Annotated in this window: 25 protein-coding genes and 1 pseudogene; 13 read left to right on the top strand and 13 right to left on the bottom strand. The window is 71.2% G+C overall.

All coding sequences use genetic code 11. The features are described 5' to 3' along the window. Positions 1–67 precede the first annotated feature (67 nt). On the bottom strand, positions 68–1591 hold the full coding sequence (locus HJD23_RS33895) for a DUF4331 domain-containing protein (RefSeq protein ID WP_171113209.1): 1524 nt from the start codon (positions 1589–1591) through the stop codon (positions 68–70). A 307-nt stretch (positions 1592–1898) separates the two neighbouring features. On the opposite strand from HJD23_RS33895, the gene HJD23_RS33900 reads away from it, so the two are divergent. The 3 genes from HJD23_RS33900 to HJD23_RS33910 all read left to right on the top strand — a co-directional run bounded on the left by HJD23_RS33900 (position 1899) and on the right by HJD23_RS33910 (position 3687). Next, the gene (locus HJD23_RS33900; protein ID WP_171113211.1) at positions 1899–2441 is read left to right on the top strand and encodes a sigma-70 family RNA polymerase sigma factor; all 543 of its coding nucleotides are present in this window, start codon (positions 1899–1901) and stop codon (positions 2439–2441) included. Positions 2442–2484: 43 nt separating this feature from the next. Then, positions 2485–3291 (top strand): anti-sigma factor, encoded by an 807-nt coding sequence (locus HJD23_RS33905; protein WP_171113213.1) that lies wholly within the window; start codon positions 2485–2487, stop codon positions 3289–3291. Positions 3292–3417: 126 nt separating this feature from the next. Next, positions 3418–3687: a hypothetical protein gene (locus HJD23_RS33910; RefSeq protein ID WP_171113215.1), complete on the top strand. Its 270-nt coding sequence runs from the start codon at positions 3418–3420 to the stop codon at positions 3685–3687. 42 nt (positions 3688–3729) lie between these two features. On the opposite strand, the gene HJD23_RS33915 is transcribed toward HJD23_RS33910, so the two are convergent. From HJD23_RS33915 to hmgA, 4 genes are all read right to left on the bottom strand, one after another. Then, the gene (locus HJD23_RS33915; protein WP_232107635.1) at positions 3730–4926 is read right to left on the bottom strand and encodes a CaiB/BaiF CoA-transferase family protein; all 1197 of its coding nucleotides are present in this window, start codon (positions 4924–4926) and stop codon (positions 3730–3732) included. 115 nt (positions 4927–5041) lie between these two features. After that, on the bottom strand, positions 5042–6184 hold the full coding sequence (locus tag HJD23_RS33920) for a type ISP restriction/modification enzyme (protein WP_171113219.1): 1143 nt from the start codon (positions 6182–6184) through the stop codon (positions 5042–5044). Positions 6185–6210: 26 nt separating this feature from the next. Further along, complete coding sequence (locus HJD23_RS33925) at positions 6211–6960, bottom strand: GntR family transcriptional regulator (RefSeq protein WP_171113221.1); 750 nt, start codon at positions 6958–6960, stop codon at positions 6211–6213. 59 nt (positions 6961–7019) lie between these two features. Next, entirely contained in the window at positions 7020–8393 is a 1374-nt protein-coding gene (gene hmgA, locus HJD23_RS33930; RefSeq protein WP_171113223.1) for a homogentisate 1,2-dioxygenase, read from the bottom strand. Positions 8394–8557: 164 nt separating this feature from the next. Here hmgA and HJD23_RS33935 point away from each other — a divergent pair, with 164 nt between their 5' ends. The 5 genes from HJD23_RS33935 to HJD23_RS33955 all read left to right on the top strand — a co-directional run bounded on the left by HJD23_RS33935 (position 8558) and on the right by HJD23_RS33955 (position 15025). Beyond that, complete coding sequence (locus HJD23_RS33935; RefSeq protein ID WP_171113225.1) at positions 8558–9181, top strand: hypothetical protein; 624 nt, start codon at positions 8558–8560, stop codon at positions 9179–9181. After that, positions 9178–9795, top strand: a complete 618-nt coding sequence (locus HJD23_RS33940) for a TetR/AcrR family transcriptional regulator (protein ID WP_171113227.1) — start codon at positions 9178–9180, stop codon at positions 9793–9795. Before HJD23_RS33935 ends, HJD23_RS33940 begins: the two co-directional genes overlap by 4 nt. Before the next feature lie 127 nt (positions 9796–9922). After that, on the top strand, positions 9923–12187 hold the full coding sequence (locus HJD23_RS33945) for a molybdopterin oxidoreductase family protein (RefSeq protein ID WP_171113228.1): 2265 nt from the start codon (positions 9923–9925) through the stop codon (positions 12185–12187). Positions 12188–12308: 121 nt separating this feature from the next. Then, positions 12309–13751, top strand: coding sequence for a citrate:proton symporter (locus tag HJD23_RS33950; protein ID WP_171113230.1), 1443 nt, complete (start codon positions 12309–12311; stop codon positions 13749–13751). 41 nt (positions 13752–13792) lie between these two features. Then, complete coding sequence (locus HJD23_RS33955; protein WP_171113233.1) at positions 13793–15025, top strand: MFS transporter; 1233 nt, start codon at positions 13793–13795, stop codon at positions 15023–15025. A 440-nt stretch (positions 15026–15465) separates the two neighbouring features. Here HJD23_RS33955 and HJD23_RS44310 read toward each other — a convergent pair whose 3' ends face one another. The 5 genes and pseudogenes from HJD23_RS44310 to merA form a co-directional block, all read right to left on the bottom strand. Beyond that, complete coding sequence (locus HJD23_RS44310) at positions 15466–15600, bottom strand: TrkA C-terminal domain-containing protein (RefSeq protein WP_346770346.1); 135 nt, start codon at positions 15598–15600, stop codon at positions 15466–15468. Between the two features lie 200 nt (positions 15601–15800). Then, a pseudogene (locus HJD23_RS45070) lies at positions 15801–16556 on the bottom strand (NAD-binding protein); the annotation flags it as partial. Next, the gene (merB, locus tag HJD23_RS33965) at positions 16462–17103 is read right to left on the bottom strand and encodes an organomercurial lyase MerB (protein ID WP_171113235.1); all 642 of its coding nucleotides are present in this window, start codon (positions 17101–17103) and stop codon (positions 16462–16464) included. The gene merB and the pseudogene HJD23_RS45070, both read right to left, overlap by 95 nt. Positions 17104–17217: 114 nt before the next feature. Next, a complete protein-coding gene (locus HJD23_RS33970; RefSeq protein WP_240980874.1) occupies positions 17218–17628 on the bottom strand; it encodes a MerR family transcriptional regulator in 411 nt (136 codons plus the stop codon). Between the two features lie 37 nt (positions 17629–17665). Next, positions 17666–19099: a mercury(II) reductase gene (gene merA, locus HJD23_RS33975; protein WP_171113236.1), complete on the bottom strand. Its 1434-nt coding sequence runs from the start codon at positions 19097–19099 to the stop codon at positions 17666–17668. Positions 19100–19221: 122 nt separating this feature from the next. On the opposite strand from merA, the gene HJD23_RS33980 reads away from it, so the two are divergent. Further along, a complete protein-coding gene (locus HJD23_RS33980; RefSeq protein WP_240980875.1) occupies positions 19222–19599 on the top strand; it encodes a metalloregulator ArsR/SmtB family transcription factor in 378 nt (125 codons plus the stop codon). A gap of 1175 nt (positions 19600–20774) precedes the next feature. On the opposite strand, the gene HJD23_RS44320 is transcribed toward HJD23_RS33980, so the two are convergent. Together HJD23_RS44320 and HJD23_RS33990 are read right to left on the bottom strand one after the other, a co-directional pair. Further along, positions 20775–20978: a proton-conducting transporter membrane subunit gene (locus HJD23_RS44320; RefSeq protein ID WP_240980876.1), complete on the bottom strand. Its 204-nt coding sequence runs from the start codon at positions 20976–20978 to the stop codon at positions 20775–20777. 98 nt (positions 20979–21076) lie between these two features. Beyond that, entirely contained in the window at positions 21077–21325 is a 249-nt protein-coding gene (locus HJD23_RS33990) for a DUF2933 domain-containing protein (RefSeq protein WP_171113238.1), read from the bottom strand. A 254-nt stretch (positions 21326–21579) separates the two neighbouring features. Here HJD23_RS33990 and HJD23_RS33995 point away from each other — a divergent pair, with 254 nt between their 5' ends. Genes HJD23_RS33995 through HJD23_RS34005 form a run of 3 tightly spaced genes read left to right on the top strand, consistent with a single transcriptional unit; the run spans position 21580 to position 23272 of the window. Continuing rightward, positions 21580–21954, top strand: a complete 375-nt coding sequence (locus HJD23_RS33995) for a BlaI/MecI/CopY family transcriptional regulator (RefSeq protein ID WP_171113239.1) — start codon at positions 21580–21582, stop codon at positions 21952–21954. Further along, a complete protein-coding gene (locus HJD23_RS34000; protein ID WP_171113241.1) occupies positions 21951–22928 on the top strand; it encodes a M56 family metallopeptidase in 978 nt (325 codons plus the stop codon). The genes HJD23_RS33995 and HJD23_RS34000 overlap by 4 nt, the downstream gene beginning before the upstream one ends. Next, on the top strand, positions 22925–23272 hold the full coding sequence (locus HJD23_RS34005; protein ID WP_171113243.1) for a hypothetical protein: 348 nt from the start codon (positions 22925–22927) through the stop codon (positions 23270–23272). Before HJD23_RS34000 ends, HJD23_RS34005 begins: the two co-directional genes overlap by 4 nt. A 478-nt stretch (positions 23273–23750) precedes the next feature. On the opposite strand, the gene HJD23_RS34010 is transcribed toward HJD23_RS34005, so the two are convergent. Continuing rightward, positions 23751–24161, bottom strand: a complete 411-nt coding sequence (locus tag HJD23_RS34010; RefSeq protein WP_171113245.1) for a heavy metal-responsive transcriptional regulator — start codon at positions 24159–24161, stop codon at positions 23751–23753. A 76-nt stretch (positions 24162–24237) separates the two neighbouring features. On the opposite strand from HJD23_RS34010, the gene HJD23_RS34015 reads away from it, so the two are divergent. Beyond that, a complete protein-coding gene (locus HJD23_RS34015; RefSeq protein WP_197972453.1) occupies positions 24238–24957 on the top strand; it encodes a tRNA-dependent cyclodipeptide synthase in 720 nt (239 codons plus the stop codon). Position 24958: the final 1 nt, after the last annotated feature.

Here is a 24958-nt window from a genome sequence, read left to right on the forward strand (position 1 = left end):
TCGTCGGAAGGCGCGGCCCGCGCCGTGGGGGATGGGGAGCCACGGGCCGCGCCGGTCGGTGGGGGCGTCAGTACGCGCGGCCCCGCATCCGGCGCCACCACATCAGGGCCACGCCGATCAGCAGGATTCCGCCCGCACCCGCGCCCGCGGAGGCGGCGATCAGGGTCGTGTCGTCCGAGCCGGCGGGCTGGAGGGCGTCGCCGATCTGGCTGCGGACGTCGTTGCCGCCGGAGGTGCCCTTGGCGAGCGGGCCGCGGGAGCCCTCCGTCGGCAGGGCGACGTACGGGAAGGCCTTCTCGAACTCCTTGTCGTTCCTGTCCACCGCGTCGCCCAGGTCGTTCTTGGCGCCGAGGAGTTCACCCTCGACGACCTGGAGGGAGGCGTCGATCACGTCGTCGGTGAGGCGGCGGCCGTTGGGGAAGCCCGCGTTGTCGCCGTCCAGGACGCCGAGCCGCTTCGGTTCGGCGGCCGGCTTGATGGACGTGTTCAGGCGCAGCATCTCGGAGGGCGTCACGTGCGGCGGCTGGTTGAGGCCCTGAACGCCCTTGAGGAAGACGTCCACCAGGTCGTTGCGGGGCTCCTTGGGCGCCGGGATCTTGTAGATCGCCTCGATGAGCTTCGGCAGCTCGGGGTTGGTGACGTTGTCCAGGAACTGGGCGTCGTCCCACGGCCCGGACGCGTTGAAGGTGTCCTTGTCCTCGATCGGGTTGACGACCTCGTTCACCAGCGGGTTGCCGAGTCGTGAGACCTGCCGGAAGTGGCCCTGGGCGTTCTTGCGCTGGGTCGTCGACCAGATGCCGACGATGGGCTGGTCGGCGGACTCCTGGATCAGGTGGTTGGGCACCTGCAGGGCGATGGAGTTGACGTTGTAGCCCTTGAGCGTGTCGTTGCCGACCTCGGAGAGGTTCCCGCCGTAGAGCAGGTCGAAGACGCGCAGGTCCAGGAAGAACGGGTCGTCGGCCTGCCCGGCGAACGTCGTGGCGCCGCCCGGCAGTTCATGGATCGCCTGCTTGCGCAGCTTGGCGTAGTCCGGCATGGACGCCTTGCCGACGTTCGAGGGCGCGACCGGCACATCGTCGGCGATCTTCGTGCGGGACACCAGGTGCTGCTTCTTCAGGCGCAGCAGATCGATGTCGTAGGTCTGCGTGACGTTGAGGTCCTGGTCGTCCAGGCTCTCGACGGGGCCGGTGTTGTAGAGGAACGTCTTCTTGTTCTTGATGTGCGTCTTGAACGTGTAGCGGAACAACAGCTCGCCCTGCGCGTCGCCGTTGTTGTCGATGTGGAGGTCGTACTGGGCGTCCTCGGCGAACGTGAAGAAGTTCGGTCCGCCGGCCGGCTCCTCGAACGGGATCCAGTTGGCGACGATCGTCGTCGTGTCCGGCTTGTCCGGGCTGACGAACGCGTACACGTCGGTGTTGTCGTACTGCGGGGTCCCCGAGATCAGCGGGGCCTCCCGGTGGCTGGAGGCGGCGGCCGCCCCCGGTTCCAGCGCGGTCACGCCGGCGGCCGCGAGCCCCCCGGCGGCCAGCGCACCACAGATAAGAGTGGCGACGCTCCTGAGTCCCGCGCCGCGCTTGGAGATAGCTGTCATGCCGTCCGTCCTCAGTGCCAACTTGCCTGACACCGGGGATTCGGAGCGGTGCGCGGACCGGATTGGTCGAAGCCGAAAATTTCCTGGGCCGTGCCTCCGACCGGCACTGATTCCCGGCCGGCGGGCTGCGGCCCCGTGGCGTTCGACGGTCGCGCTCCTGCGCTGTCCCCGGCCTCCGGCCGTGAATTTCCTGGTCCCCGACCCGCGTTTTCGGCACGCTGATCCGTAACCCCATCCGGAGGTGCGTTCGTTGCGAATGTCTGGTGTGACGGGACGGCCCGGGTGTGGCCGGGGAGAGGGGGAGCGCGTGGAGGCGGACAGACTGCTGGTCCGCGTCGCGAGCGGGGACCACATGGCGTTCGAGGAGCTCTACGCACTGGTGTCCGGACCGGTGTTCGGGCTCGTCAAACGCGTGGTGCGGGATCCGGCGCAGTCCGAGGAGGTGGCCCAGGAGGTGCTGCTCGAACTGTGGCGGTCCGCCGCCCGCTTCGACCCCGGCCGCGGCAGCGCCCTGGCCTGGATCCTCACCCTCGCCCACCGCCGCGCCGTCGACCGGGTGCGCAGCGCCCGCGCGGCCGGTGAGCGCGAGCAGCGCGAGGCACTGCGCGCCGGGACGCCCGCCTTCGACCATGTCGCCGAGGAGGTGGAGGCCGGACTCGAACGCGAGTGGGTGCGCCGCTGCCTGAACCGGCTCACCGCCCTCCAGCGGGAGTCCGTCACCCTCGCCTACTACGACGGCTACACCTACCGTGAAGTGGCCGAACGGCTCTCCCTGCCGCTCGGCACGGTCAAGACCCGGATGCGCGACGGACTGACCCGCCTGCGCGAGTGCCTCGGAGGAGTCGCGTGAGCTTCCTGGACCGTCCGCACACCGAGGGCCGAGGGGGTACGGCATGAGCCTGCTCGACCGTCTGCGCGGCAGCTCCGACCTGCACAGCCTCGCCGCGCCCTACGCGCTCGACGCCCTGGAAGGCGACGAACGCGCCCGCTTCGAGAAGCATCTGGCGCGCTGCGAGCGCTGCGCGGAGGAGGTGCGGGTGCTCTCCGAGGATGCCGTGCGCCTCGCCTGGTCCACGGCCGCCCCCGCGCCGGCCGCCCTGCGCGACCGGGTGCTGGCCGCCGTACGCACGACTGCGCAGGAGCCCGCACGCGCGCGTGCGAACCGGCTGCCCCCGCACGTGTGGGGCACACAGCCGCCCCCGGCGCGCACCCGTACGCCCCGGCCGCGCCCCCTGTTCGTGCCGTTCGCCACCGCGACCGCCGCCGCGGCCCTCGTCGTCGCCGCCCTCTTCGCCGTCCAGGCGAACCGGAGTGAGCAGCAACTGGCCGCCGAGCGGGACCGGGCACGTGAGATCGCCCACGTCCTCGCCGCTCCGGACGCCCGCGCGGCCACCGGGCGGGACGCCGAGGGACGGACGATCGGAGTGATCGCCTCCGCTTCCGAGGGGCGCGCGGTCGTCACACTCAACGGGTACGACGACCTGCCGGGCGACCGTGTGCACCAACTGTGGCTCATGCGCTCCCAGGCACAACCCCGCTCCCTGGGCCTCCTCGACGACGACACGCCCTTCGTGGCGAACGGCCTGGACGGGGCGGCGACGTCACTCGCAGTGACCGTCGAGCCCGACGGGGGGTCAGCTCAGCCGACCACTCAGCCGGTTGTCCAACTCGCCCTGGATTCGCTCGGATTCGGAGAGTGATCGAGAAGGGATGGTCAACGGCCTTACGGGGAAGGTGAATCCTGTGACGGCGATACACGCGTGCCCCAAGGGGGAGATAGGGTTACCCTGCCCGGGCCGGGTGGACTCGTACGGGTGGGGAGTGACATGGAACAGATAACAGTGCGCAGCAGGGCAAGGGTCCCTGCGATCACCTGCGGGAGCAGCGCGACCAGCTCGCGCCTCGACCGCCATCTCTCGGTGCTGGCCGGCCCTGCCGTCCCGCAGCGGGAGGCGGCCGAGGCGACCTCCCTGATGCGCGAGATAACCGCACGTGACACCGCGCACGAGCGCAGCGACCGGGGCACACGGGTGAGCCGGGTCTCGCTCTTCGCACCGCTGCGCCGGCTGCGCCGTTCGCTGTTCGGCGGGCGCTGACCCGCACCGGCGTCCTTCGACCGACCCTTCGAGGGCCCGCGCTCAGGCAGCCACACCCTCCCGGCGCAACGCTGCGATCTCGCCGTCCGTCATCCCCACGGCACGCAGCAACGCTTCGGTGTGCTGCCCGAGCGCGGGTACGTCGCCACTCCGCGCCGGCTCCCCACCCGGCCAGGTGATCGGCGGCAGCAGCGCCTTCAGCGGCCCCACCGGCGAGCCCACCTCCCGCCACCGCTCCCGGGCCGCCAACTGCGGATGCTCCGCCACCTCCCGTACGTCCCGCAGCCGGGCGCAGGCGATCCCCGCACCCTCCAGCCGGGCCAGCGCCTCGTCGGCGCCCATCGCGCCCAGCGCCCGCGCGACCTCCGCGTCCGTGCGTTCCCGGTTCGCCACCCGCGCAGCGTTCGTCGCGAACGCCGGATCGGTGCCCAACTCCGGCTGCTTCATGACCTGTTCGGCGAGCCGCCGCCACTCCCGGTCGTTCTGCACCGACAGCAGCACCCGCCCACCGTCCGCCGTGGCATAGGCGTCGTACGGCGCGATGACGGCGTGCGCGAGGCCCGTGCGCGCCGGGGGCGTGCCGTCGTGCATCACATGGTGCAGCGGATGCCCCATCCACTCCGTGAGCGCCTCCAGCATCGACACCTCCACCGGCCCGCCGCGCCCGGTGGTGCCGCGCCGCACCAGCGCCGCCAGCACGCCCGAGAAGGCGTACATGGCCGCCGCGATGTCCGCCGCCGGGATCCCCGCCTTCACCGGCTGCTCCGGCGTGCCCGTCACCGACACCAGCCCGGCCTCGCACTGCACGAGCATGTCGTAGGCCCGCTTGTCCGCGTACGGCCCCGAGGACCCGTATCCGGAGATGTCCACGGCGATCAGCCGCGGATGCGCGGCGCACAGCGTGGCCGCGTCCAGCCCGAGCCGCGCCGCCGCCCCCTGCGCGAGGTTCTGCACGAACACGTCCGCGTCCGCCACCAGCCGCCGTACGACGTCCAGCCCGCGCGGGTCCTTCAGGTCCAGCGCGATGGACTCCTTGCCGCGGTTGCACCACACGAAGTGCGAGGCGAGGCCGCGGGCGGCGGTGTCGTAACCGCGCGCGAAGTCACCGCCGTCCACCCGCTCGACCTTGATCACCCGGGCACCGAGATCGGCGAGCTGCCGGGTGGCGAAGGGGGCGGCGACGGCCTGTTCGACGGCGACGACGGTGATGCCCGCCAGGGGCAGGGGGAGACGATCCATGGGGTGGATCATGTCCCGAGCCCGGCCGCTTTGTCAGCGGGGGCCGGACCCGATCAGCGCGGTGACCACGGCACGAAGGGCCGTCCGGAGGGGCCGTCCGGAGGGGCCGCCCGGACTAGAGGAGCGCCAGTTGCCCCTCCGGCCCCTCCTCGTGGGTGTCCAGGACCGACGCGGGGCGGCGGGCGGAGGCGGGGACCGGCAGGACGCCGGCGCTGCGCAGGTCGGTCGCGGTGAGGGTGGACTCCGCCTGGATCTGCGGGAGTTCGGCCAGCAGCGTGAGGACCGTGATCAGCTCCAGCAGCTCCGACGTCCACGCCTGGGGCCAGGTCGCCGGGCGGATCGCGAGGAGCGTGCCGGGCTCGCCCTCGGCCGTGCGTGCCGCGAACCACTGCTCCAGGACGCGGATCCCGCCCGCCTCGAAGTCCCAGGCCCGGGACGGCACGGGGGAGATGCGGCCCACGTCGAGATGCAGGGTCTCCTCGTCGCGGTCGTAGTGGAGCGTGCGCGGGCGGGCGGGGAGCGGGGCACGGACGTAGGGGCGGCGGCCGCCGGGCAGTTTGGGGCGGTCGCCGTCGCGGCGCAGCAGCCAGAGCATGCGGCGGCCCGTCTCGACGCCGTGCGACCAGAGATCGGGGTCCGTGGTGAGCGGAACGGTGAGGTCCGCCCGTACCGCGGTCAGGATCCAGGCGAGGACGTCGACCGGGGCGAGGGCCTGCCCGAGGCGGGCGGCCACATGGTCCAGCAGGCCCGGGGTCAGGTTCGGTTCCGCGCCGCCGGGGCGGCGGTACAGGGGGCGGACGCGGCCGGGGCGGAGCAGCGGGAGCAGGGAGGTGGCCAGCAGATGGGGGCCGCCGCCCTCCGGGTTCTCGACCACGAACACCTGCCGTTCGTCGGCCACCCGCCACAACTCCGGTCGCGCCGCGTCGATGAGACGGTGGTCCGGAATCAGCCACTGTTCGTCGAAGGGGGACAGCAGCACACGGACCGGTTCCGGGCAGGGGCCCTGCGCGCGCAGCAGCTTCTCCGTGCCGGTGGACCGGCCGGGCAACTGCCCGACCGCCGAGTGCAGGGTGCGCGACCGCGTGGGCTCGAACAGGGCCTCCCGGTCCGCGCCTTCCGCCTTCATCAGGGCGTCCCAGCGGGCCTTGAGGCAGGACGGGTCGGGGGCCGTCGGCCACCCCCGGCCGAGTCGCGGCGGTGCGACGGACCACGGCATGAGGTCCGCGAGCAGCGGAGCGTCGTCGGTCACGCTGGGCATCGTACGACGGTGCTCCGACACGCGGGTCAGGTGGCGTCCAGCGTCACCGTGAAGGAGAAGCGGTCGCCCCGGTAGTGGATGACGGCCACGTCCAGCACCCGCCCGGCCAGGTCGTAGGTCACGCCCGTGTAGTGCAGGATCGGGCTCAGCAGCGGCACGTCGAGCAGCCGCGCCGTCTCCGGGTCCGCGAGCCGCGCCTCCACGGTGTCCGTGATGCGGCTGATGTCCGCCCCGACGACGTCCCGCAGCACCTTGGTCATCGGCCAGCGGGTCAGATCGTCCAGGTCGATCCGCCCGGCCAGTTCGGGACGGACGTAGTTGTGGGCGTGGTTGGTCGGCTCGCCCGTCTTCTCGTCGCTGCGCAGCCGGTGGTACGTCGCCACCTCGCCGAGGTCCGGGAAGTACTCGGCGAGTTCCGCGGGTACGGGCGCGTGGCCGTGGTCCAGCAGTTCGGTGGTCATGCCGGACTGCTGGGCCACGATCGCGTCCACCGAGCCCAGCAGCCGCACCGGGGCGCCCCGCCTCGCGCTGGGTTCGATGAACGTGCCGCGTCGACGGTGACGCGTGATGAGCCCCTCGTCCTCCAGCTCCTTCAGCGCCTGCCGCATGGTCAGCACGCTCACCCCGTAGTGCCCCGCCAGTTGTTCCTCGGTCGGCAGGCGCAGCGGGTCCCGGGGCGAGCGGCCGAGTATGGAGGCCCGCAGCGACTGCGAGACCTGGTACCAGAGCGGCAGCTTGCGGTTCAGGACGATCGAGTCCGGAGCGAAGGAGGTCACGGGGTCATCCGTACCGGCAGGAAACGGTCAGTGCAAGGCGCGCCCTACGCGAACGCCCGTCACAGCGCGCGGAAGTGCCGCTGAAGGCCCTGCCACACATCGTCGTAGCGCTGTTGCAGGTGCTCCGCCCGCGCCGCCTGCGGGGTCAGGGTCACCGGCCAGCGCGTCTCGAACATGAACGCCAGCCCGTCGTCCACCTTCTGCGGCCGCAGCTCGGCGGCGCTCGCCCGGTCGAACGTCTCCCGGTCCGGGCCGTGCGCCGACATCGTGTTGTGCAGCGAGCCGCCGCCCGGCACGAAGCCCTCGGCCTTTGCGTCATACGCGCCCTCGATGAGCCCCATGTACTCGCTCATCACGTTCCGGTGGAAGTACGGCGGCCGGAACGTGTCCTCGCCCACCAGCCAGCGCGGCGCGAAGACCACGAAGTCGACGCCCGCGAGGCCGGGGGTGTCGGACGGGGAGGTGAGGACCGTGAAGATCGATGGGTCCGGGTGGTCGTACGAGATGGTGCCGAGCACATTGAAACGACGCAGATCGTAGGCGTACGGCACATAGTTGCCGTGCCAGGCGACGACGTCGAGCGGCGAGTGGTCGTACGTCGCCGTCCAGAGGTTGCCGCAGAACTTGTTGACCACCTCCACCGGGCCCTCCACGTCCTCGTACGCGGCCACCGGCGCCCGGAAGTCCCGGGGGTTGGCGAGCCCGTTGGCGCCGATCGGGCCGAGGTCGGGGAGGCGGAAGGGGGCGCCGTAGTTCTCGCAGACGTAACCTCGCGCGGTCGGGCTCTGCCCGCCGTCGGACGCGGATTCCAGCAGCTCGACGCGGAAGCGGACCCCGCGCGGGACGAGCGCGACATGACCGGGCTCCACCGCCAGCAGCCCGAACTCCGTGCGCAGCAGCAGCCCGCCGCGCTCCGGCACGATCAGCAGCTCGCCGTCCGCGTCGCTGAAGACGCGGTCCATGTCGGCGTTCGCGTGGTAGAGGTGCGCGGCCATACCGGTGCGCTGGGTGGCGTCGCCGTTGCCGCCCAGGGTCCACAGGCCGGCCAGGAAGTCGGTGCCGGGCGGCGGCTCCGGGAGCGGGTTCCAGCGCAGGCGGTTCGGGTCGGGCACGGTCTCGGTGAAGGGGGCCGTGCGCAGGCCGCCGTTGTCGGTGCGGGTGAACGCGGGGTGCGCGGCCGAGGGGCGGACGCGGTAGAGCCACGAGCGGCGGTTGTGGGCGCGGGGCTCGGTGAAGGCCGTACCGCTGAGCTGCTCGGCGTACAGGCCGAGGGGGGCGCGCTGGGGTGAGTTGCGGCCCTCGGGCAGTGCGCCCGGGACGGCCTCCGAGCTGTGCTCGTTGCCGAATCCGGAGAGGTAGGCCAGCCCTTCGGCGGTCTTCCGCGCTCCCCCACGCTCGAACACGCTCGCGCGGGAGGTACCCCCATCGCTCATGATCGCTGCTCCCTTGCACGCTGATTCCTATGGTTCACCGTAGGATTGCGGTTGCTTCGGCGCAAGGGGGAGTTCGGCCTCCTCTCGGCGGACGACGGAGGGCGGACGAGAACCAGACTCCAGGGGGATTCGGGGTGTCGTACCGGTGTTCTACGCTCCTCCGCATGTCGTGGACGCGTCGATCTCGTGCCGCGCTCGCGGTCTGTGTCCTGCTGCTGGCGGGAGCCGCGGGGTGCGGCACCGGTGATGCCGGAGAGCGGAGGAACGGGGAATCGCCGCCGGCGGTGGGCCGGCTGCTCGACGACACCGACGAGGCCGGGCGGCCCTACCGCGAGGTGCCGAAGGAGGACGCGCCCGAGGTCGGCATCGAGGTGCAGCCCGACGCCTCCGGTGCCGGGTGGGACGTACGGCTGACCCTGCGCGACTTCCGGCTCTCATCGGCCGGTACGGCACCGAAGGCGTCGCCCGGCCGCGGCATCGCCCGGCTCTTCCTGGACGGCCGCCCCGTCGCCGACCTGCGCGCCCCCGAGCACCACCTGGACGCCGGGCTGGTCAAGCGCGGCACGCACCAGCTCACCGCACGGCTGTACGCCGACGACGGCACCGTCTGGGCGGTCGACGGCGAGCCCGTCGAGTGCACGGCCGACATCACCGCGTCGGGAAGCGAGCCGAGCGCGCTGAACCTGCCGAGCGCGCCGAGCGCGCCGACGGCCACGATGAGTGCACCGGGCACGGAGGTGCGTACTGGGGGTGGAGGTTCACCCGATCCCGGCGGAAAGGCATCATGAAGCCCGTGCCCCATCCCTCCATGCTCCGCCGTGCGCCCGTCCAGCGGCGCAGCGCCGAACGCCTGACCCGCATCCTCGACGCCTGCGCCGACCTCCTCGACGAGGTCGGCTACGACGCCCTGAGCACCCGCGCGGTGGCCCAGCGCGCCGGTGTGCCCATCGGCTCGGTCTACCGCTTCTTCGGCAACAAACGGCAGATGGCCGACGCGCTCGCCCAGCGCAACCTGGAGCACTACGCCGAGCGCGTCACCGAGCACCTGAAGGGCGCGCGGCGCGGCGACTGGCGGGCCGCCATGGACGCCGTGCTCGACGAGTACCTCGCCATGAAGCGCACCGCGCCCGGCTTCTCCCTCGTCGACTTCGGCAACCAGATCCCCGTCGGCTCCCGCCAGGCCGAACCCAACCACCGCGTCGCCGACCGGCTCACCGACCTCCTCGCGGACTACCTCCCCCGCGAACCCGACACCGACCTGCGCCGCGCCTTCCTGATCGCCGTGGAGACCGCGGACGCCCTGGTGCAGCTGTCGTTCCGGGTGGATCCGGAGGGGGACGAGGCGATCATCGCGGAGATGCGGGAGCTGCTGCGGGCGTATTTGGGGCGGGTGCTGGACTGAGGGGGCGCGTTCCGGCGGTTGCGCGTGGCGTGCGCGCATGTGTTCAGGGGGCTCCCCTCCATGCATACCGGTCGGTATGCTCGACCCGTCCGTGCGTCGCCGCTGTCGCCTGACCCCGGGAGGACCCGTGTCCCGCACCGCCCTGCGTATCTGCCCCCTGTGCGAGGCCACCTGTGGGCTGACGCTCACGATCGAGGGGACCCGCGTCACGGGCGCCCGCGGTGACCGTGACGACGTGTTCAGCCAGGGATTCATCTGCCCCAAGGGCGCCTCCTTCGGGGCCGTCGACGGCGACCCCGACCGGCTGCGCGGACCGCTCGTGCGCAAGGACGGGGAATTGCGGGAGGCCAGTTGGGAGGAGGCGTTCGACGCCGTGGCGGCCGGGGTCCGGCCGGTCGTCGAGCGGCACGGGGCCAACTCCGTCGGCGTCGTCCTGGGCAACCCCAACGTGCACACCATGGCCGGCGCGCTCTATCCGCCCGTCCTGCTCGGCGCCCTCGGCACCCGCAGCGTGTTCACCGCGTCCACGGTCGACCAGATGCCCAAGCACGTCTCCAGCGGGCTGCTCTACGGCGACGCCAACGCCATCCCCGTGCCCGACCTCGACCACACCGACCATCTGCTGCTCATCGGCGCCAACCCGCTGGAGTCCAACGGCAGTCTGTGCACCGCCCCCGACTTCCCCGGCAAGCTGAAGGCCCTCAAGGCGCGCGGCGGCGCGCTCACCGTGATCGACCCGCGCCGCACCCGCACCGCCAAACTCGCCGACCGCCACATCGCCATCCGGCCCGGCACGGACGCCCTGCTGCTGGCGGCGATGGCACACGTCCTCTTCGAGGAGGACCTGGTCGCGCTCGGCGACCTCGCGCCGCACGTCCAGGGGCTGGCCGAACTCCGGGAAGCCGTACGGGACTTCACTCCCGAAGCCGTCGCCGAGGCATGCGACGTGGACGCCACCGTGACGCGCGCCCTCGCCCGGGAACTGGCCGCCGCCCCCACCGCCGCCGTCTACGGCCGCATCGGCAGCTGCACGGTCCCGCACGGCACGCTCGCCAGCTGGCTCGTGGACGTCCTCAACATCCTGACCGGCAACCTCGACCGGCCGGGCGGCGCCCTCTTCCCGCAGGCCGCCACCGACAAGACCCCCCGCCCCGCCGGACCCGGCCGCGGGTTCGCGCTCGGACGCTGGCAGTCCCGGGTGAGCAAGCACTCCGAGGCGAAGGGCGAGTTGCCGCTCTCCGCGCTCGCCGAGGAGATCGACACCGCCACCGAGGAGGGCGAGCCGATCCGGGCACTGATCGCGATCGCCGCCAACCCGGTGCTGTCCGCACCCGACGGCGACCGGCTCGACAAGGCTCTGGACTCGCTCGACTTCATGGTCAGCGTCGACCCCTACCTCAACGAGACCTCGCGCCACGCCCACGTCGTCCTGCCGCCGCCCCCGCCGTCCCAGAGCGCCCACCACGACTTCGCCTTCAACACCCTCGCCGTGCGCAACCAGGTCCGCTACACCCGCCCAGCCGTCCCGCTGGAGCCGGGCCGGATGGCCGAGACCGAGATCCTCGCCCGGCTGATCCTGGCCGTCTCCGGCATGCACGGCGCCGACCCGGCCGCCGTCGACGCGATGGTCATCGACCAGACCCTCGGCAAGGCGGTCGAGGAGCCCCACTCACCGGTGCACGGCCGGGACCCGAGGGAACTCGCCGACCGGCTCACCGGCGACAACGGCCCCGAGCGACGGCTCGACATGATGCTGCGCCTCGGCCCGTACGGCGACGGTTTCGGCGTACGACCGGACGGGCTGAACCTGGAGACACTCCTCGCGCATCCGCACGGCGTCGACCTCGGCCCGCTGCGGCCCCGGCTGCCACAGCCGCTGAAGACGGTGAGCGGGAAGGTCGAACTGCTGCCCCGCCCGATCGCCGACGATCTGCCGCGACTGAGGCAGGCCATGGCCGAGCGCGCCGACGGCCTCGTGCTCGTCGGCCGCCGCCACCTGCGGTCCAACAACAGCTGGATGCACAACGTCCCCGCCCTGACCGGCGGCACCAACCGCTGCACCGTGCACATCCACCCCGACGACGCCGAACGGCTCGGCGTGCGCGACGGGGCGCCGGTACGCGTGAAGGGCGCCGGGGGAGAGGTGACGGCCCCGGCCGAGGTCACCGACGGCGTGCGGCCCGGCGTCGTCAGCCTGCCGCACGGCTGGGGCCACGACCGCCCCGGCACCCGTCTCACCCACGCCGCCACCGATCCCGGCGTCAACGTCAACCAGCTGCTCGACGGCAGCCTGCTCGACCCGCTCTCCGGCAACGCGGTCCTCAACGGCGTGCCCGTGGAGATCTCCGCCGTGACCGAAAAGCTCACCGCGCTGACCTCAGCAAAGCTGTGACCAGCAGTTTTGCGCTTATTGCTCGCACGTCAACGTCTTGTTAACGCCGCTGGACGGGACCTAACGTCGTCGCACCGCCGGCCCAGGTGGGAGTTCAAGGGCGAACGTTAGGTATCCACTCATGCTGACCATCCTCGGCTTCGCCATGATCGCGACCTTCCTGGTCCTGATCATGATGAAGAAGATGTCGCCGATAGCGGCGCTCGTGCTCATCCCCGCACTGTTCTGTGTCTTCGTCGGCAAGGGCGCGCACCTCGGCGACTACGTCATCGACGGAGTCTCCAGCCTCGCCCCCACCGCGGCGATGCTCATGTTCGCGATCGTCTACTTCGGTGTGATGATCGACGTCGGTCTGTTCGAGCCGATCGTCCGGGCCATCCTGAAGTTCTGCAAGGCCGACCCGATGCGGATCGTCGTCGGTACGGCCCTGCTCGCCGCGATCGTCTCGCTGGACGGCGACGGCTCGACCACGTTCATGATCACGGTTTCGGCGATGTACCCGCTGTACAAGCGCCTGAAGATGAGCCTGGTCATCCTGACCGGCATCGCGGCCATGGCGAACGGCGTGATGAACACCCTGCCGTGGGGCGGCCCGACCGCCCGCGCCGCCACCGCCCTGAAGCTGGACGCCGGCGACGTCTTCGTGCCGATGATCCCGGCCCTGGCCGTCGGTCTGCTCTTCGTGATCGTCCTCTCGTACGTCCTCGGTCTGCGCGAGCGCAAGCGGCTCGGTGTGCTGACGCTGGACGAGGTGCTGGTGGAGGAGAAGGAGAAGGAGACGGTACTCGTCGGCACCGGTTCCGGCGCCGACGTCAAGCAGGTCACCGGCGGTTCCGGCACCTCGGGCACGTCCAGCACCTCCAGCACCTCCAGCACTTCCGGAACCGGCAGCGACGCAGAAGCCCCCGACGAGGACGACGACTTCCAGGGCCTCGACCCCAACCGCCCCACCCTGCGCCCCAAGCTGTACTGGTTCAACGCGCTGCTCACGGTCGGCCTGCTCACCGCCATGATCATGGAACTGCTGCCGATCCCGGTGCTGTTCCTGCTCGGCGCCGCCCTCGCGCTCACCGTCAACTTCCCGAACATCCCGGACCAGAAGGCCCGCCTCGCCGCGCACGCCGACAACGTCCTCAACGTCTCCGGCATGGTCTTCGCCGCCGCCGTCTTCACCGGCGTCCTGCAGGGCACCGGCATGGTCGACAGCATGGCCAAGTGGCTGGTCGACATCATCCCCGGCAGCATGGGTCCGCACATGGCCCTGGTCACCGGCGTACTGAGCCTCCCGCTCACCTACTTCATGTCCAACGACGGCTTCTACTTCGGCATCCTGCCGGTCCTCGCCGAGGCCGGCGCGGCGCACGGCGTCACGCCGCTGGAGATGGCCCGCGCCTCGCTGGTCGGCCAGCCGCTGCACATGTCCAGCCCGCTGGTCCCGGCCGTGTACGTGCTGGTCGGCATGGCGAAGGTCGAGTTCGGCGACCACACGCGGTTCGTGGTGAAGTACGCGGCCATGACCTGCCTGGTGATTCTCGGCGCCGGAATCCTGTTCGGCATCATCTGAGGTATCCCGCGAAGGACCACTCCGCCAGGAGGTACACGACCATGGGCCCCGGGGGGAACCGCGGCTGGCTGCTCCGCCTCGTCATCGCCTTCAGCTTCGCGCAGGGGGCGGTGTCGATGGCCCGGCCCGCCGTCTCCTACCGGGCCCTCGCGCTGGGCGCGGACGAACGGGCGGTCGGTGTGATCGCGGGAGTGTACGCCCTGCTCCCGCTGTTCGCCGCCGTCCCGCTGGGCCGCCGTACCGACCACGGCCGCTGCGCACCCCTGCTGCCCGCCGGCGTCGTCCTCATATCCGGCGGCTGCGCGCTCAGCGGCCTCGTCGACTCCCTGTGGGCGATGGCGATCTGGAGCGGTGTGATGGGCCTCGGCCACCTCAGCTTCGTCATCGGCGCCCAGTCCCTGGTCGCCCGCCAGTCCGCGCCGCACGAACAGGACCGCAACTTCGGCCACTTCACCATCGGCGCCTCGCTCGGCCAGCTGGTCGGCCCGATCGCGGCCGGTGCGCTGATCGGCGGCCACGACATGGCGGGCAGCAGCGCACTCGCCCTGGTCGTCGCGGGTGCGGGCGCCGCGGTCGCGTTCACCTCGCTGTGGCGCACAGAGGATCGCCGTACGACGCCCAAGTCCGCGACGCCGCAAGGCGACCGCGTCCCTGTGCGGGGCATCCTGCGAGCCCGGGGCGTGCCCGCCGGCATCCTCATCAGCCTCTCCGTGCTGTCCGCGACGGATGTCCTCACCGCCTACCTGCCGGTGGTCGGCGAGCACCGGGGCATCGCGCCCTCGGTGATCGGCCTGCTGCTCAGCCTGCGGGCGGCGGCCACGATCGCCTGCCGCCTGGTGCTGACCCCGCTGCTGAAGCTGGGCCGCACCCTGCTGCTCACCCTCAGCTGTCTGCTGGCGGCCCTGCTGTGCGCGGGCATCGCGCTACCGGTGCCGGTGTGGGCGCTGGCCCTGATCCTCGCGGCGCTCGGCTTCTGCCTCGGCGTCGGCCAGCCCCTCTCCATGACGACGGTCGTCCAGGCCGCCCCCGAGGCCGCCCGCTCCACCGCCCTCGCCCTCCGCCTGACCGGCAACCGCCTGGGCCAGGTCGCCGCCCCCGCGACCGCCGGTCTGATCGCCGGGGTGGCGGGAGTGGCGGCACCGTTCGTGATGCTCGGCGGCCTGTTGCTGCTGTCGACGGGGGTCGCGTTGCGGTCGCCGAGGCGAGGGGCCGGTGAGGAGACCCCGTCAACGGACCGACGCCCCTCACCGCGCCCGACGGCACCCGGGTATTGAGGCAGCCTGGCGTGTGGCCGACGAGTTCCCCGAGGACATCCATGTGTAGGCCCGCATTCGGAATGTTCCCCGTTCCACTGTGACGACCGGGGCGTTTTCCGCTGTCTCATTTGAGGGACAGGGCGTTGCCTTCTCACGTTCCTGTCCCCTTGAGGTCCGATGCCACTGTGTACTCCATGTCCGCTCGTCGGCGGGTCATCCACCGAGGCGGGACGGTAGTGATGCCGGTACCAGTGGTGCCGGTACCAGTGATGGCTGGCCTCGCCAGCGGAAGTGACGTCGACAGAGTGCACGCCGTCGACGTACAGAAGCCCATGGCACGCCCGCGCGGTGAGCCGTGGAGCGGCGGCGGCATCCCCCTGACCGGCAAGCCCAGCACACGCACGGCCCCTGGCGTACCGCTGCGGGCCACGAGCCGTCCTCCGATGCCCGTCAGCGTTTCACTGGAGTTCGCTGAAGCGTTCGGCCTGGCGGGTGCGTCCGGCGACGATGATGGTGTCGTCGGCTTCGACGACGGTGTCGGTGGTGGCGTAGGTGAAGTCTTCGCCGGGACGCTTGATGGCGACGACGGTGATGCCGCGCTGTCAGCCAGGCGTTGGCCGACGATCTCGGCAGGTGGTGTGGTCTTGACCATGGCGAAGTCGTCCTCGAACTCGATGTAGTCGAGCATCCTGCCGCGCACCAGGTGGGCGACGCGCTGACCCATGTCGTGCTCGGGGTAGACGACGTGCTGGACACCGAGCTGGGAAAGGATCCGGCCGTGGGCTTCGCTGATCGCTTTGGCCCAGACGTCCTGGATGCCGAAGGAGACCAGCAGGGAGGCGGTCAGGATGCTGGCCTCCAGGTCGGTGCCGATGGCGACCACGGCGCGGTCGAACTCATGGACGGCCAGCTGGCGCAGGACGGCTTCCTTGGTGGAGTCGGCGCGTACCACGTGGGTGAGGGAACCGGACAGCAACTGCACGACCTCCGGGTCCTCGTCGATGCCCAGGACCTCGGTCTCCTCATCCACCAGTTCCAGTGCCAGGGCACGCCCGAAGCGGCCCAGGCCGATGACCACGACGGCGTTGTTGCGCAGGTCGTACATGCGGACGCGCTGGCGCAGGGCGAGCGCGGAGGCCACGGTGATCGGGCCGAGCCGGCCGATGAACATCAGCACGGTCAGCAGGACCTGCTCACCGGTGGGCAGGTCGGCCGTGATGCCGGTGGACAGGCCCACAGTGGCGAAGGCGGAGATGACTTCGAACAGCGACTGGTCGAGGTTGCGATCGCGAAGTGGACGATCAGCAGGTGCGGGGTGTCCAAGTGCAGCGGTGCCCGGCGCGAGCTGACGGCGCGTAGCGGCCGTGTGCCCGGGCCGAACGCCCTGCGCCTGGCACGCAGGGAGGTGGCCGGCTGGGTTTCGGCCACCAGCCCTGCCGTCCGGGTGGGCGTGTTCAGCAGCAGTCGGATGAGGTGTCGCCGGCCAGGATCTGCTCGATGACGGGCCGACCGACGTCGAAGGCTTCCCCGACCGGCAGAACCCGGGCATCCGGGTGCTCGGCCAGCCAGTCCTTGGCGGCGTCGGCGCTGGCGAAGAAGTGCACCAGGTTGCAGAAGGAGACGCGTACCGAGCTCGGCGCGTCCGGGGTGACGAGGGAGACGACCGCAGTGGCCGGCTCCACGTCGGTGGGCCCGTCGGGGGTGGCGGCCAGGTGCACCGGCTCGCCGGTGGCCCGGCAGGGGGAGGCGACGTGGGCGGTGTGGCCGAGGATGGCGGGGAAGACCAGGGTGTCCAGGGCGCACCAGGTGTAGAAGGTGCGGCCGTTGACCTCGTAGCGGTGCGGGGTGGGGGTAAAGGTGAGGCCGTAGCCGATGATGCGGCCCTCGGCGTCGTACTCGGTGTCGGGCATGGCGGCCAGTGCCTCGCGGATCTCGGCGAGGGGGCGGCCGGCCTGGGCGGCGAGCTGGTCGACGGTGACCGGCTGTCCGGCGGCGAGCAGGGTCTGCAGCGGGCGTACCGGCCACATCTTGAGGCCGGGCGCGTTGCTGAGCGAGGTGGTGAAGCGGTCGGCGAACTGCCGGGTGTCGGTGTCCACAGGGGTTTCCTTTCTCCCTCCAGGGCCCCTGGCAGGGGGTGGGGTTGGTCCGATGTCTGGGACCGTAGGATCTGATCCCGGGGTGAGGGTCAAGCCCGTGTAGTGCAGTGCGGGTCACCGGCCCAGCAGAAGTCGCCTTCCGCCAGGTCGGCCCGGTGGGCGGCCTCGAATGCCTCGATCCAACCGCAGCGTCTGCTGCTGGGCGGCGATGCGCTGGGTGAGCCGTTCGCGGGAGCGGTCCAGCAGCTGTGCCAGGCGTCGGCCGGTCGGCTGGCCGTCGCCGGTCCGCCAGGCCCTGGTCAGCTCGCGGATCTCGGCCACTGTCAGGCCCAGGCCGCGCAGTTCACCGATCCAGCGCAGGCACCAGAGGGCCTCGGTGTCGTACAGCCGGTAGTTGGCCGGGCTGCGGCCCAAGGTGTAGATCAGTCCCAGGTCGGTGTACTCGCGCAGCGTCTTGACCGGCACCCCGGTGCGGCGGGACAGCTCCCCGACCGTCATCCGGGTCGTCCGCTGCCTGCCGTGCATCAAACCACCGCCGTCTCCTTGCCGTCACCGTTGTTGCTCAGGAGGCGCAGCAGGACAGCTTGGCCACGTCACGGGTGTGGGTCTGGGCGGCCAGCTTCAGCCCCTCGGCCATGGTCAGATAGGGCAACCACAGGTCGGCCATCTGCTGCACCGTCATCTGATTGGCCAGCGCGTAGACCGCGGTCGCGATCACGTCGGCGGCGCCGTCGGCGATGACGTGCGCGCCGAGCAGCTTCCCGGTCCCGCGCTCGGCGACGAGCTTGATCAGGCCACGGGTATCCCGGTTGACCAGGGCCCGCGGCACGTACTGAAGCGGCAGCACCCGGCAGTCGCAGGCATAGCCCTGGGCGACGGCTTGGACGTCGGTAAGACCGACAGCGGCGACCGCGGGGGTGGTGAAGGTGACCCGGGGCAGGTGGCGGTAGTCCAGCGTGCGCCCGGCGCCGTCGAGGGCATTGTCGGCGACCAGCGTGCCGTGGGCGCCAGCGACGTAGACGAACTGCGGATGCCCGGTGACATCCCCAGCGGCCCAGATCCGCTCGTTGCCCGTGCGCAGGTGCTCATCCACCACGATCTCGCCGCGCTTGCCGGTCTTGACTCCCACCGCCTCCAGGCCGAGGCCGTCGGTGACCGGGCGACGGCCGGTGGCCACCAGCAGCTGCTCCGCCTTCAGCTCGAAAACCTGACCGCTGCCGGCCGCAGTGAGGGTGTACCCGTTCGCGTCGCGGCGGACGGCGGCGACCGTTGCGGCGGTGTGCACGCCGATCCCCTCGTCCCGGAAGACCTGCTCGATCACCTCGCTGACCTCGGGCTCCTCGAAGGGGGCCAGCCGGTCCAGCGCCTCCACCACGGTGACCTTCACCCCGAGGCGGGCGAAGAGCTGGCCCTGCTCCAGGCCGATGTAGTTGCCCCCGACCACGATCAGCGACTTCGGAAGGCTCTCCAGCTCCATCGCGGTGGTGGAGGTCAGGTACCCGGCCTCCTGAAGCCCGTCGATGGGCGGCGCCCCCGGGGCTGAGCCGGTGGCGATCAGGTAGTGCGCGGCCTCGATCGCGGTGGTGCCGTCGCCGCCGACTTCCACGTGTAGGGCCGGGCCGTCAGAGCTGCCGGTGAAGGCCGCGGTGCCGTGCAGTATCTCCCAGCCGTACTCGGCCGCCAGATCCTCGTATTTGTCCTGACGCATGTCGTCCACCAGGGCGGTCTTGCTGCCGATCAGGGTGCCGAACTCCACCGGACCGGCCTCTGTGCGGATACCGGGGAAGGGCTGTGCCGCGGCGGTGTGCCGGGCCTCGGCGGCGGCCAGCAGCGCCTTGGACGGCAGGCAGCCGGTGTTCACACAGGTGCCGCCAGTGATGCCGCGCTCGACCATCACCACGGAAGCGCCCTTGGTGCGGGCCGCGATCGCCGCGGCGAACGCGGCCCCGCCCGAGCCGATGACAGCCAGGTCGTATCCGCTGTTCGCACTGCTCACGGCTGCGCCTCCTTAAGCACCGGGCCCGCAGACCGGACCGTGCTTCTATGCGTCTTGCCGAATATCAGACCTCCACCATACTATGCGGATAGGCGAATAGATGCGTGTGGAAAGGGCTGCCTGTGACCGCGAATCCTGTCCAGTCGCACGGCCTGACGCAGGCCGAGGCCGAGCCGTGCTCGCACACCGATATCGTGGCGAAGTTCTTTCGTGCCCTGGCGGACCCCACTCGGCTGAGGCTGCTGGAGTTCATCCTCGGCGGCGAGCGCACCTCCGCCGACTGCGTCGAGCACGCCGGCATCTCCCAGCCGCGCGTGTCGGTCCACCTGTCCTGCCTCGTGGACTGCGGCTATATCACCGCCCGGCGGGACGGCAAGAAGCTGCGCTACTCCGTCGGCGACCCGCGCGTCGCGGACCTCGTCGTCCTGGCCCGGGCCCTGGCCGCGGACAACGCCGCCGCCCTGACCTGCTGCACCCGCATCCCCGACAGCCATGGCTGACCTACAAAGAGCATCACCGCAATGCCCCACCGCCCACCGGCCCCCGCGCGGCGACTCCGAGCCCTTCCGGCACCGGCATGGCCCTCGCCGCGATCGGCGCCGCCCTGCTGATGATCGTCTGTTGCGCCCTGCCCGCTCTGATCGCCGCAGGCGCGCTCCCCGGGATCGGCGGCTTCCTGGGCAACCGCTGGGCCATCGCCGCCGCAGTGTTGTTCCTGGTGGCCGCCGTCAGTGCCGCCGTCCGTCGCCGCCGCGCAGGACGCGATGCCTGCTGCCTGCCCACTGGATCAACCAAGCCCCCCCGCCACCGGGACCGCCGCAGGTCCCAGCGGACTAGGCAAGGCCCCAGGTCCCGATCGGTTGTCATCCCCTCCGGCAAAAAGGCCGGCACCTATAGGTGACCACCGCCTACCGCCTCGCCCAGGACGACCCGGCCGACGGTGCGGTGTGAGACCCAGACGTACGACCGTCCCGGTGGCACGGGGGAACACCACCGGGACGGCTCTACTCGGCGTAGGGCCAACGCCGCCCGCGACGGTGGCTCCTACTCGGAATTCTTGACCATGGTCTTGCCGCAGCAGCATGTCGGGCTCTGCTGACCGCCGCAGGCGGGCGGTGCCCCCTTCGTCACGGTCAACTCGCACCCGCACCCTGGATCAGGGCAGCGGTAGACCTCACCCTCGCGGAACGGCATGTCGACCACCTCTCGGCGCGTTCCATCGGTTACATCCGCAACGCTAGAACCCGACCCCAGGGGCAAGGTCAACCATGGCGGGGGAAGGCACAACCATGGCGCTACCAGGAGTGACGATCGGGCAGGCCGACGCCCCCGCCGGGCTGACATGCAAGGCAGTACGGCTGTACGAGGCCGGGATGATCGCAGCGCCCCCCGCGATGCCGAGGGCGAGGGAGGCGGTGCCGGCGGTGTAGGCGGCTGTGGCGGACCAGCGGCCGAGGGCGGCCTGGGCTTGGGCGCGCTGGTCGCCCGGGGGGGGCGGAAGAGGGGGCGAGCCAGCGCAGGTAGTAGCAGGTAGTAGAAGAGGGAGGCGACGGTGTTGGCGACGGCGAGTGCGGCGAGCCAGCTGTAGCCGCCGTCGATGGCGGCAGGTCTGGAAGAACGCGGCGAGGTTGCCCAGCGTCATGGAGACGGCGGCCAGCACGGCCAGCAGCAGAGGTCAGTTGACGGCCTCCGTTGGCAGTGCCTGGTGGACGAGCCGGAAGGCGGCGATGAGCCCGCCGATCTTGGGCAGGGTGGTGACGTAGGCGGCGACCGGGGCCGGGGTGCCGTCGGTGACTTCGGGCACCCAGAAGTGTGCGGGCACGGCACCGATCTTGAACAGCAGGCCGCAGAGGACGGCGACGAGGCCGAGGGCCACCACCGCGTACGGGGCAGCGGGCAGCGTCGTGTGCAGCTGGTTGTAGACGGTTGCGCTGCCGGCGCCCCGCTGTTGGTGCGGTAGCCATCCGGATAGGGCCGTTACGGCCGACCGGGTCTGTGCTGGTGGTGATCGCGCTTGTGCATCGGATCGGTCTCGTTCGTGTGCTGGTTACCCTTGCCGTGGCCGCCATGCATGTTGCGCATCATGAAGAACATCATCAGCGGGCAGACGGCGAAAACGGCCAAAAGGGCAAGGGCTTCCGCCGACACCCCCAGCGCCAGGGCGCCGACGAAGGCGATGGCGAGCGCCAGGGCGTACAGACCGTAATTACGCTTGTTGGTCTTCATTGCCTCCCCCTAGGGAGAGAGCGGGCCGCAGCTTTGCGAGCAGCGCCCATAAAAAGGATCATGCTGCTCACCAGGGTCGCCCGGTCCCGGTCGCGGACTAAGGGGTCAACCGGTCCCGTGCAGCTACCCGGCAGGGGCAGCCCGCAGCGGCGGTTTGAGCGACAGGGCAGGCCGGAGTGGCGCTCACCCTGGACGGCTCATCCCGGGCTGCACGTACTATGGCGCTTAGGTTTTCGTACAGGGAGGCGGCCGGGATGCGGGGCTTCGGCGAGCTCGAACAGGCGATCATGGACGTGGCGTGGGCCGCAGAGACACCGCTGACCGTGCGCGAAGTGCTGGAGCGGTTGAACCGCGACCGGCCGCAGGAGCTGGCGTACAACACGGTGCAGACGGTGATGGAGATCCTGCACCGCAAGGGCTGGCTGTCGCGGGCCAAGGACGGCCGCGCGTTCCGCTATCGGACCACGAAGAGCCGTGAGGAGTACGCGGCCTCGTTGATCGACCAGGTGTGGGCCACCGGTGCGGACCGTACCGCGACGCTGGTGCGGCTGTTCGACGAGCTGAACGACGCCGAGGTCGCCGAGTTGCGGGCGGCGCTCGCCGCGCGCCGGGAGGGGAGCCGGTCGTGAGGGTGGCCGTTCTGCTGCTCGGTTACGCGGTCCTGCTCGGGGCGCTTGCCCCGCTGCTGCTGGTCCGCACCGCCTGGGCGGCGCGGGCACCGCGGCTGGCGATCTGGGCCTGGCAGGCGCTGACCGCGACCGTCGTGATCTCTGTGGCGCTGGCCGGGTCGGCGCTGGCTGTGCCGACGGTGCCGGTCAGCGGCAGCCTGGCCGATCTGCTGCAGGCGTGCGTGCTGATGCTGCGTGAGCAGTACGCGACGCCGGGCGGCGCGGCGGTGGCCGCGAGCGGCACGACACTGGCCTTTGTGCTGGCGGGCCGGGTCGGCTGGTGCCTGGCGGCGGGTCTGCTGCGGGCCCGCAGTGAGCGTCGTCGGCACGCCGCGGTGCTGACGATGGTCGGCCGTGCGCACGCCGGTCTCGGGGTCACGGTGGTGGACGACGACCGTCCGGCGGCGTACTGCCTGCCTGGCCACGGGCACCGGATCGTGCTGACCTCGGCGGCGCTGGCCGCGCTGGCGCCGCATGAACTGGACGCGGTGATCGCCCATGAGCAGGCGCACATCCGCCAGCGACACCACCTGGCCTTGGCGTACGCGGAGGCGCTGGAGCGGGCCTTCCCCAAGGTGGGGCTGTTCGCTGTGGCGGCGGATCAGACGCGGCGCCTGGTGGAGATGGCCGCCGACGACGCGGCCACGGCCCGCACCAGTTCACTCACTCTGGCCGCCGCCCTGGTCGAGCTGGCCGGGGCGGGCACGCCCGCGGCCTCGCTTGCGGCCTCCGGCGGCCACGTGGCCGGTCGGGTACGGCGGCTGCTCAGCCCGCCCCGGCCGCTGCGCCGGGCAGTGGTGTGGGGCGGGGCGCTGGTGGCGGGCGCGGTGCTGGCGCTGCCGCTGGTCCTGGCCGCCCAGCCCGCGGTGGCCGCCACCGGCATGAGCACCTGCCCGCTGCCGGACGCGCCCGTCGCGAGCGCGCAGGTCAGGTGAGGGAATGGCTCCACGATCCCGCCCACGCTCTCCAGCAACTCGATCTGCTCTACCTCGACCAGCCTGCCCCCGGCGTGGAAGAACTCGGTCTCGTCCCCGGCCGAGCTGCCGTGGTGGTCTTCTGCCAGACCCGCTGCCCGCTGCCCGAACTTCCACAGGCGCAGGTCGTACGCTCCACGGACGCGCACTTGGCCCGGCGCTATGCGCTGGTGACCGAGAGCGGGCGGAGCGGGCCCGGCTACGCACTCATCGACGCGCGCGGCCAGCTGCGCTACCGCACCTTCGATCCCGGACTTGCCGACCACGAGCAGGAGATCAGGATCCTGATCGAGGGGCTGCCATGAGCCGCCGGGCGTGGATCAGCGCAACACTGGTCCTCACCATCGAGGTAGTGCTGTGCTGTATGTGGTTTACGCCAGCTACGGCGCTCGGTTCCATTTCTGGCTGCACGGACTGTTCGGCGGCGCCCTCGGCCTGGCCACCCTCACCATCGTCCGCGCCATCCCCCATCACCGCCCCGGCCGGGCCTCGCCGTGGGAATCAGGCCGTCGTCATTGCGCTGGCCTTCGCCGCCCCGATTCCGCACAGCGTGCAGCAGATCCGCGACCATCCCGGGCTTTCCCTGCTGTGCCCGGACCCGGTACCTACGCACCGCTGAAACTCGTTTCTGCGGCGACCACTGCTGGCACTCTGCCGAGTGCTCGTGCAGTCGAACGGGCCCCACAGGACCCGCCCTGGGCGCGAGTGCACGTGAGGGCCGCTTACGCGGGATTGCCCACAGCTTGTTGCGGTTGAACGACGTCAAAAGGCCAGCACCGCGTATCAGGGGTGCGACCTGGTGTTTTCGATGATGTGGCAGACAAGGGCGTTTTCTCCGCGGTCGGCGGCCTCTTCGGCCTGGGCTCGGGCGTGCTGCAGGGTCGTGCGGAGGGCCTGCAGGTCGGCGATGCGGCGGTCGATGTCGGCGAGGTGCTGGTCGAGGAGGCTGGTGACGAGGGCGCAGGGCTGTTCGCCACGGCGCTGGAGGTCGAGGATGTCCTTGATCTCCTTGAGGCTGAGGCCGAGGGCCTGGGCCTGGCGGATGAAGCGGAGGACGGGCACGGCCTCGTCGGTGTAGGTGCGGTAGCCGGCGGCGGTGCGCTCGGGCGGGTCGATGAGGCCGTTGGCCTCATAGAGGCGGACGGCCTTGGGGCTCAGCCCGGTGCGGGCGGCGATGCGGCCGACGGTGAGCATGACGGTGGCCCTTTCGTGCGAGTGCTGCCAGTCTGCGCTTGACCTTGCCCTAAGGTCAAAGTTTTAGCGTCCGGTCATGAACACTGATCAAGGCGACGGCTGTTCGGCGGCGATGGTGGTGACACCGCTGAGCGGCCGGTGCGCCGAAGTCGTCGAGCGTGCGGAGCACGCCTGTTTCGGGATCAGCCCGTTCAACAGCTACTTCTCCACGGCCCGGATTCGTGAGCTGGCGGCGTGGGGGCTGGAGCGGTTCGAGCGGGTGGACTTCTTCGTGCCGGACGCGCCGAGCGCGTACACGTTCGAGGCGCTGGGGTACGCCCCCGAGAAGGCCGCGTGGAAGGCGCGTAGGCAGGGCCAGTACACCCGCAACAAGATCGTTACTGCGCTGGATTCGCTCGGCCAGGCCGACGCGGGCCAGCGCGTGCTGGGCTGGGCCGAGCTGGAGAGCAATGCGGAGTTCGGCCAGCTCCATGCGAGCGGACGGCGCCGGTACGCGCAGGACGCGGACTTCCGGGCCGCCTGCCGGGAGGCCACCGTGTGGGTGCTGGCCGGGAAGCTGCCCGCCGGGCAGGCACCGGACGAGGAACAGGTCGAGCACGCGGTCCGTTACTTCCTGGCCGAGTTACCGCTGTTCATCGACACCCCGTCCATCGTCGGCGCCGGCACGTCCGTGTTCTGCTACCACCAGCCGCCTGCTGTCCTGCGCCGCCTGTACGGGGGCGAGCTGAGCTGGCGTCCCGCCGCCGGACAGGGCTTCGCCGTGGTCGCGCCCCCCATTCGAGATTCAAAGAGATGAG

It is taken from the genome of Streptomyces sp. Z423-1, assembly GCF_013009255.1.
Lineage (GTDB): Bacteria > Actinomycetota > Actinomycetes > Streptomycetales > Streptomycetaceae > Streptomyces > Streptomyces gossypiisoli.

Excerpts from the sequence above, each read along its gene's own strand:
- HJD23_RS33910 (WP_171113215.1), top strand. The coding sequence starts at position 3,418 with ATGGAACAGATAACAGTGCGCAGCAGGGCAAGGGTCCCTGCGATCACC.
- HJD23_RS33940 (WP_171113227.1), top strand. The coding sequence starts at position 9,178 with ATGAAGCCCGTGCCCCATCCCTCCATGCTCCGCCGTGCGCCCGTCCAG.
- HJD23_RS33920 (WP_171113219.1), bottom strand. The coding sequence starts at position 6,184 with ATGCCCAGCGTGACCGACGACGCTCCGCTGCTCGCGGACCTCATGCCG.
- HJD23_RS33950 (WP_171113230.1), top strand. The coding sequence starts at position 12,309 with ATGCTGACCATCCTCGGCTTCGCCATGATCGCGACCTTCCTGGTCCTG.
- HJD23_RS33970 (WP_240980874.1), bottom strand. The coding sequence starts at position 17,628 with ATGCACGGCAGGCAGCGGACGACCCGGATGACGGTCGGGGAGCTGTCC.
- HJD23_RS34010 (WP_171113245.1), bottom strand. The coding sequence starts at position 24,161 with ATGCTCACCGTCGGCCGCATCGCCGCCCGCACCGGGCTGAGCCCCAAG.
- HJD23_RS33955 (WP_171113233.1), top strand. The coding sequence starts at position 13,793 with ATGGGCCCCGGGGGGAACCGCGGCTGGCTGCTCCGCCTCGTCATCGCC.
- HJD23_RS33935 (WP_171113225.1), top strand. The coding sequence starts at position 8,558 with ATGTCGTGGACGCGTCGATCTCGTGCCGCGCTCGCGGTCTGTGTCCTG.
- HJD23_RS33905 (WP_171113213.1), top strand. The coding sequence starts at position 2,485 with ATGAGCCTGCTCGACCGTCTGCGCGGCAGCTCCGACCTGCACAGCCTC.
- HJD23_RS33995 (WP_171113239.1), top strand. The coding sequence starts at position 21,580 with ATGCGGGGCTTCGGCGAGCTCGAACAGGCGATCATGGACGTGGCGTGG.
- HJD23_RS33895 (WP_171113209.1), bottom strand. The coding sequence starts at position 1,591 with ATGACAGCTATCTCCAAGCGCGGCGCGGGACTCAGGAGCGTCGCCACT.
- HJD23_RS34015 (WP_197972453.1), top strand. The coding sequence starts at position 24,238 with ATGAACACTGATCAAGGCGACGGCTGTTCGGCGGCGATGGTGGTGACA.
- HJD23_RS33990 (WP_171113238.1), bottom strand. The coding sequence starts at position 21,325 with ATGAAGACCAACAAGCGTAATTACGGTCTGTACGCCCTGGCGCTCGCC.
- HJD23_RS33915 (WP_232107635.1), bottom strand. The coding sequence starts at position 4,926 with ATGGATCGTCTCCCCCTGCCCCTGGCGGGCATCACCGTCGTCGCCGTC.
- hmgA (WP_171113223.1), bottom strand. The coding sequence starts at position 8,393 with ATGAGCGATGGGGGTACCTCCCGCGCGAGCGTGTTCGAGCGTGGGGGA.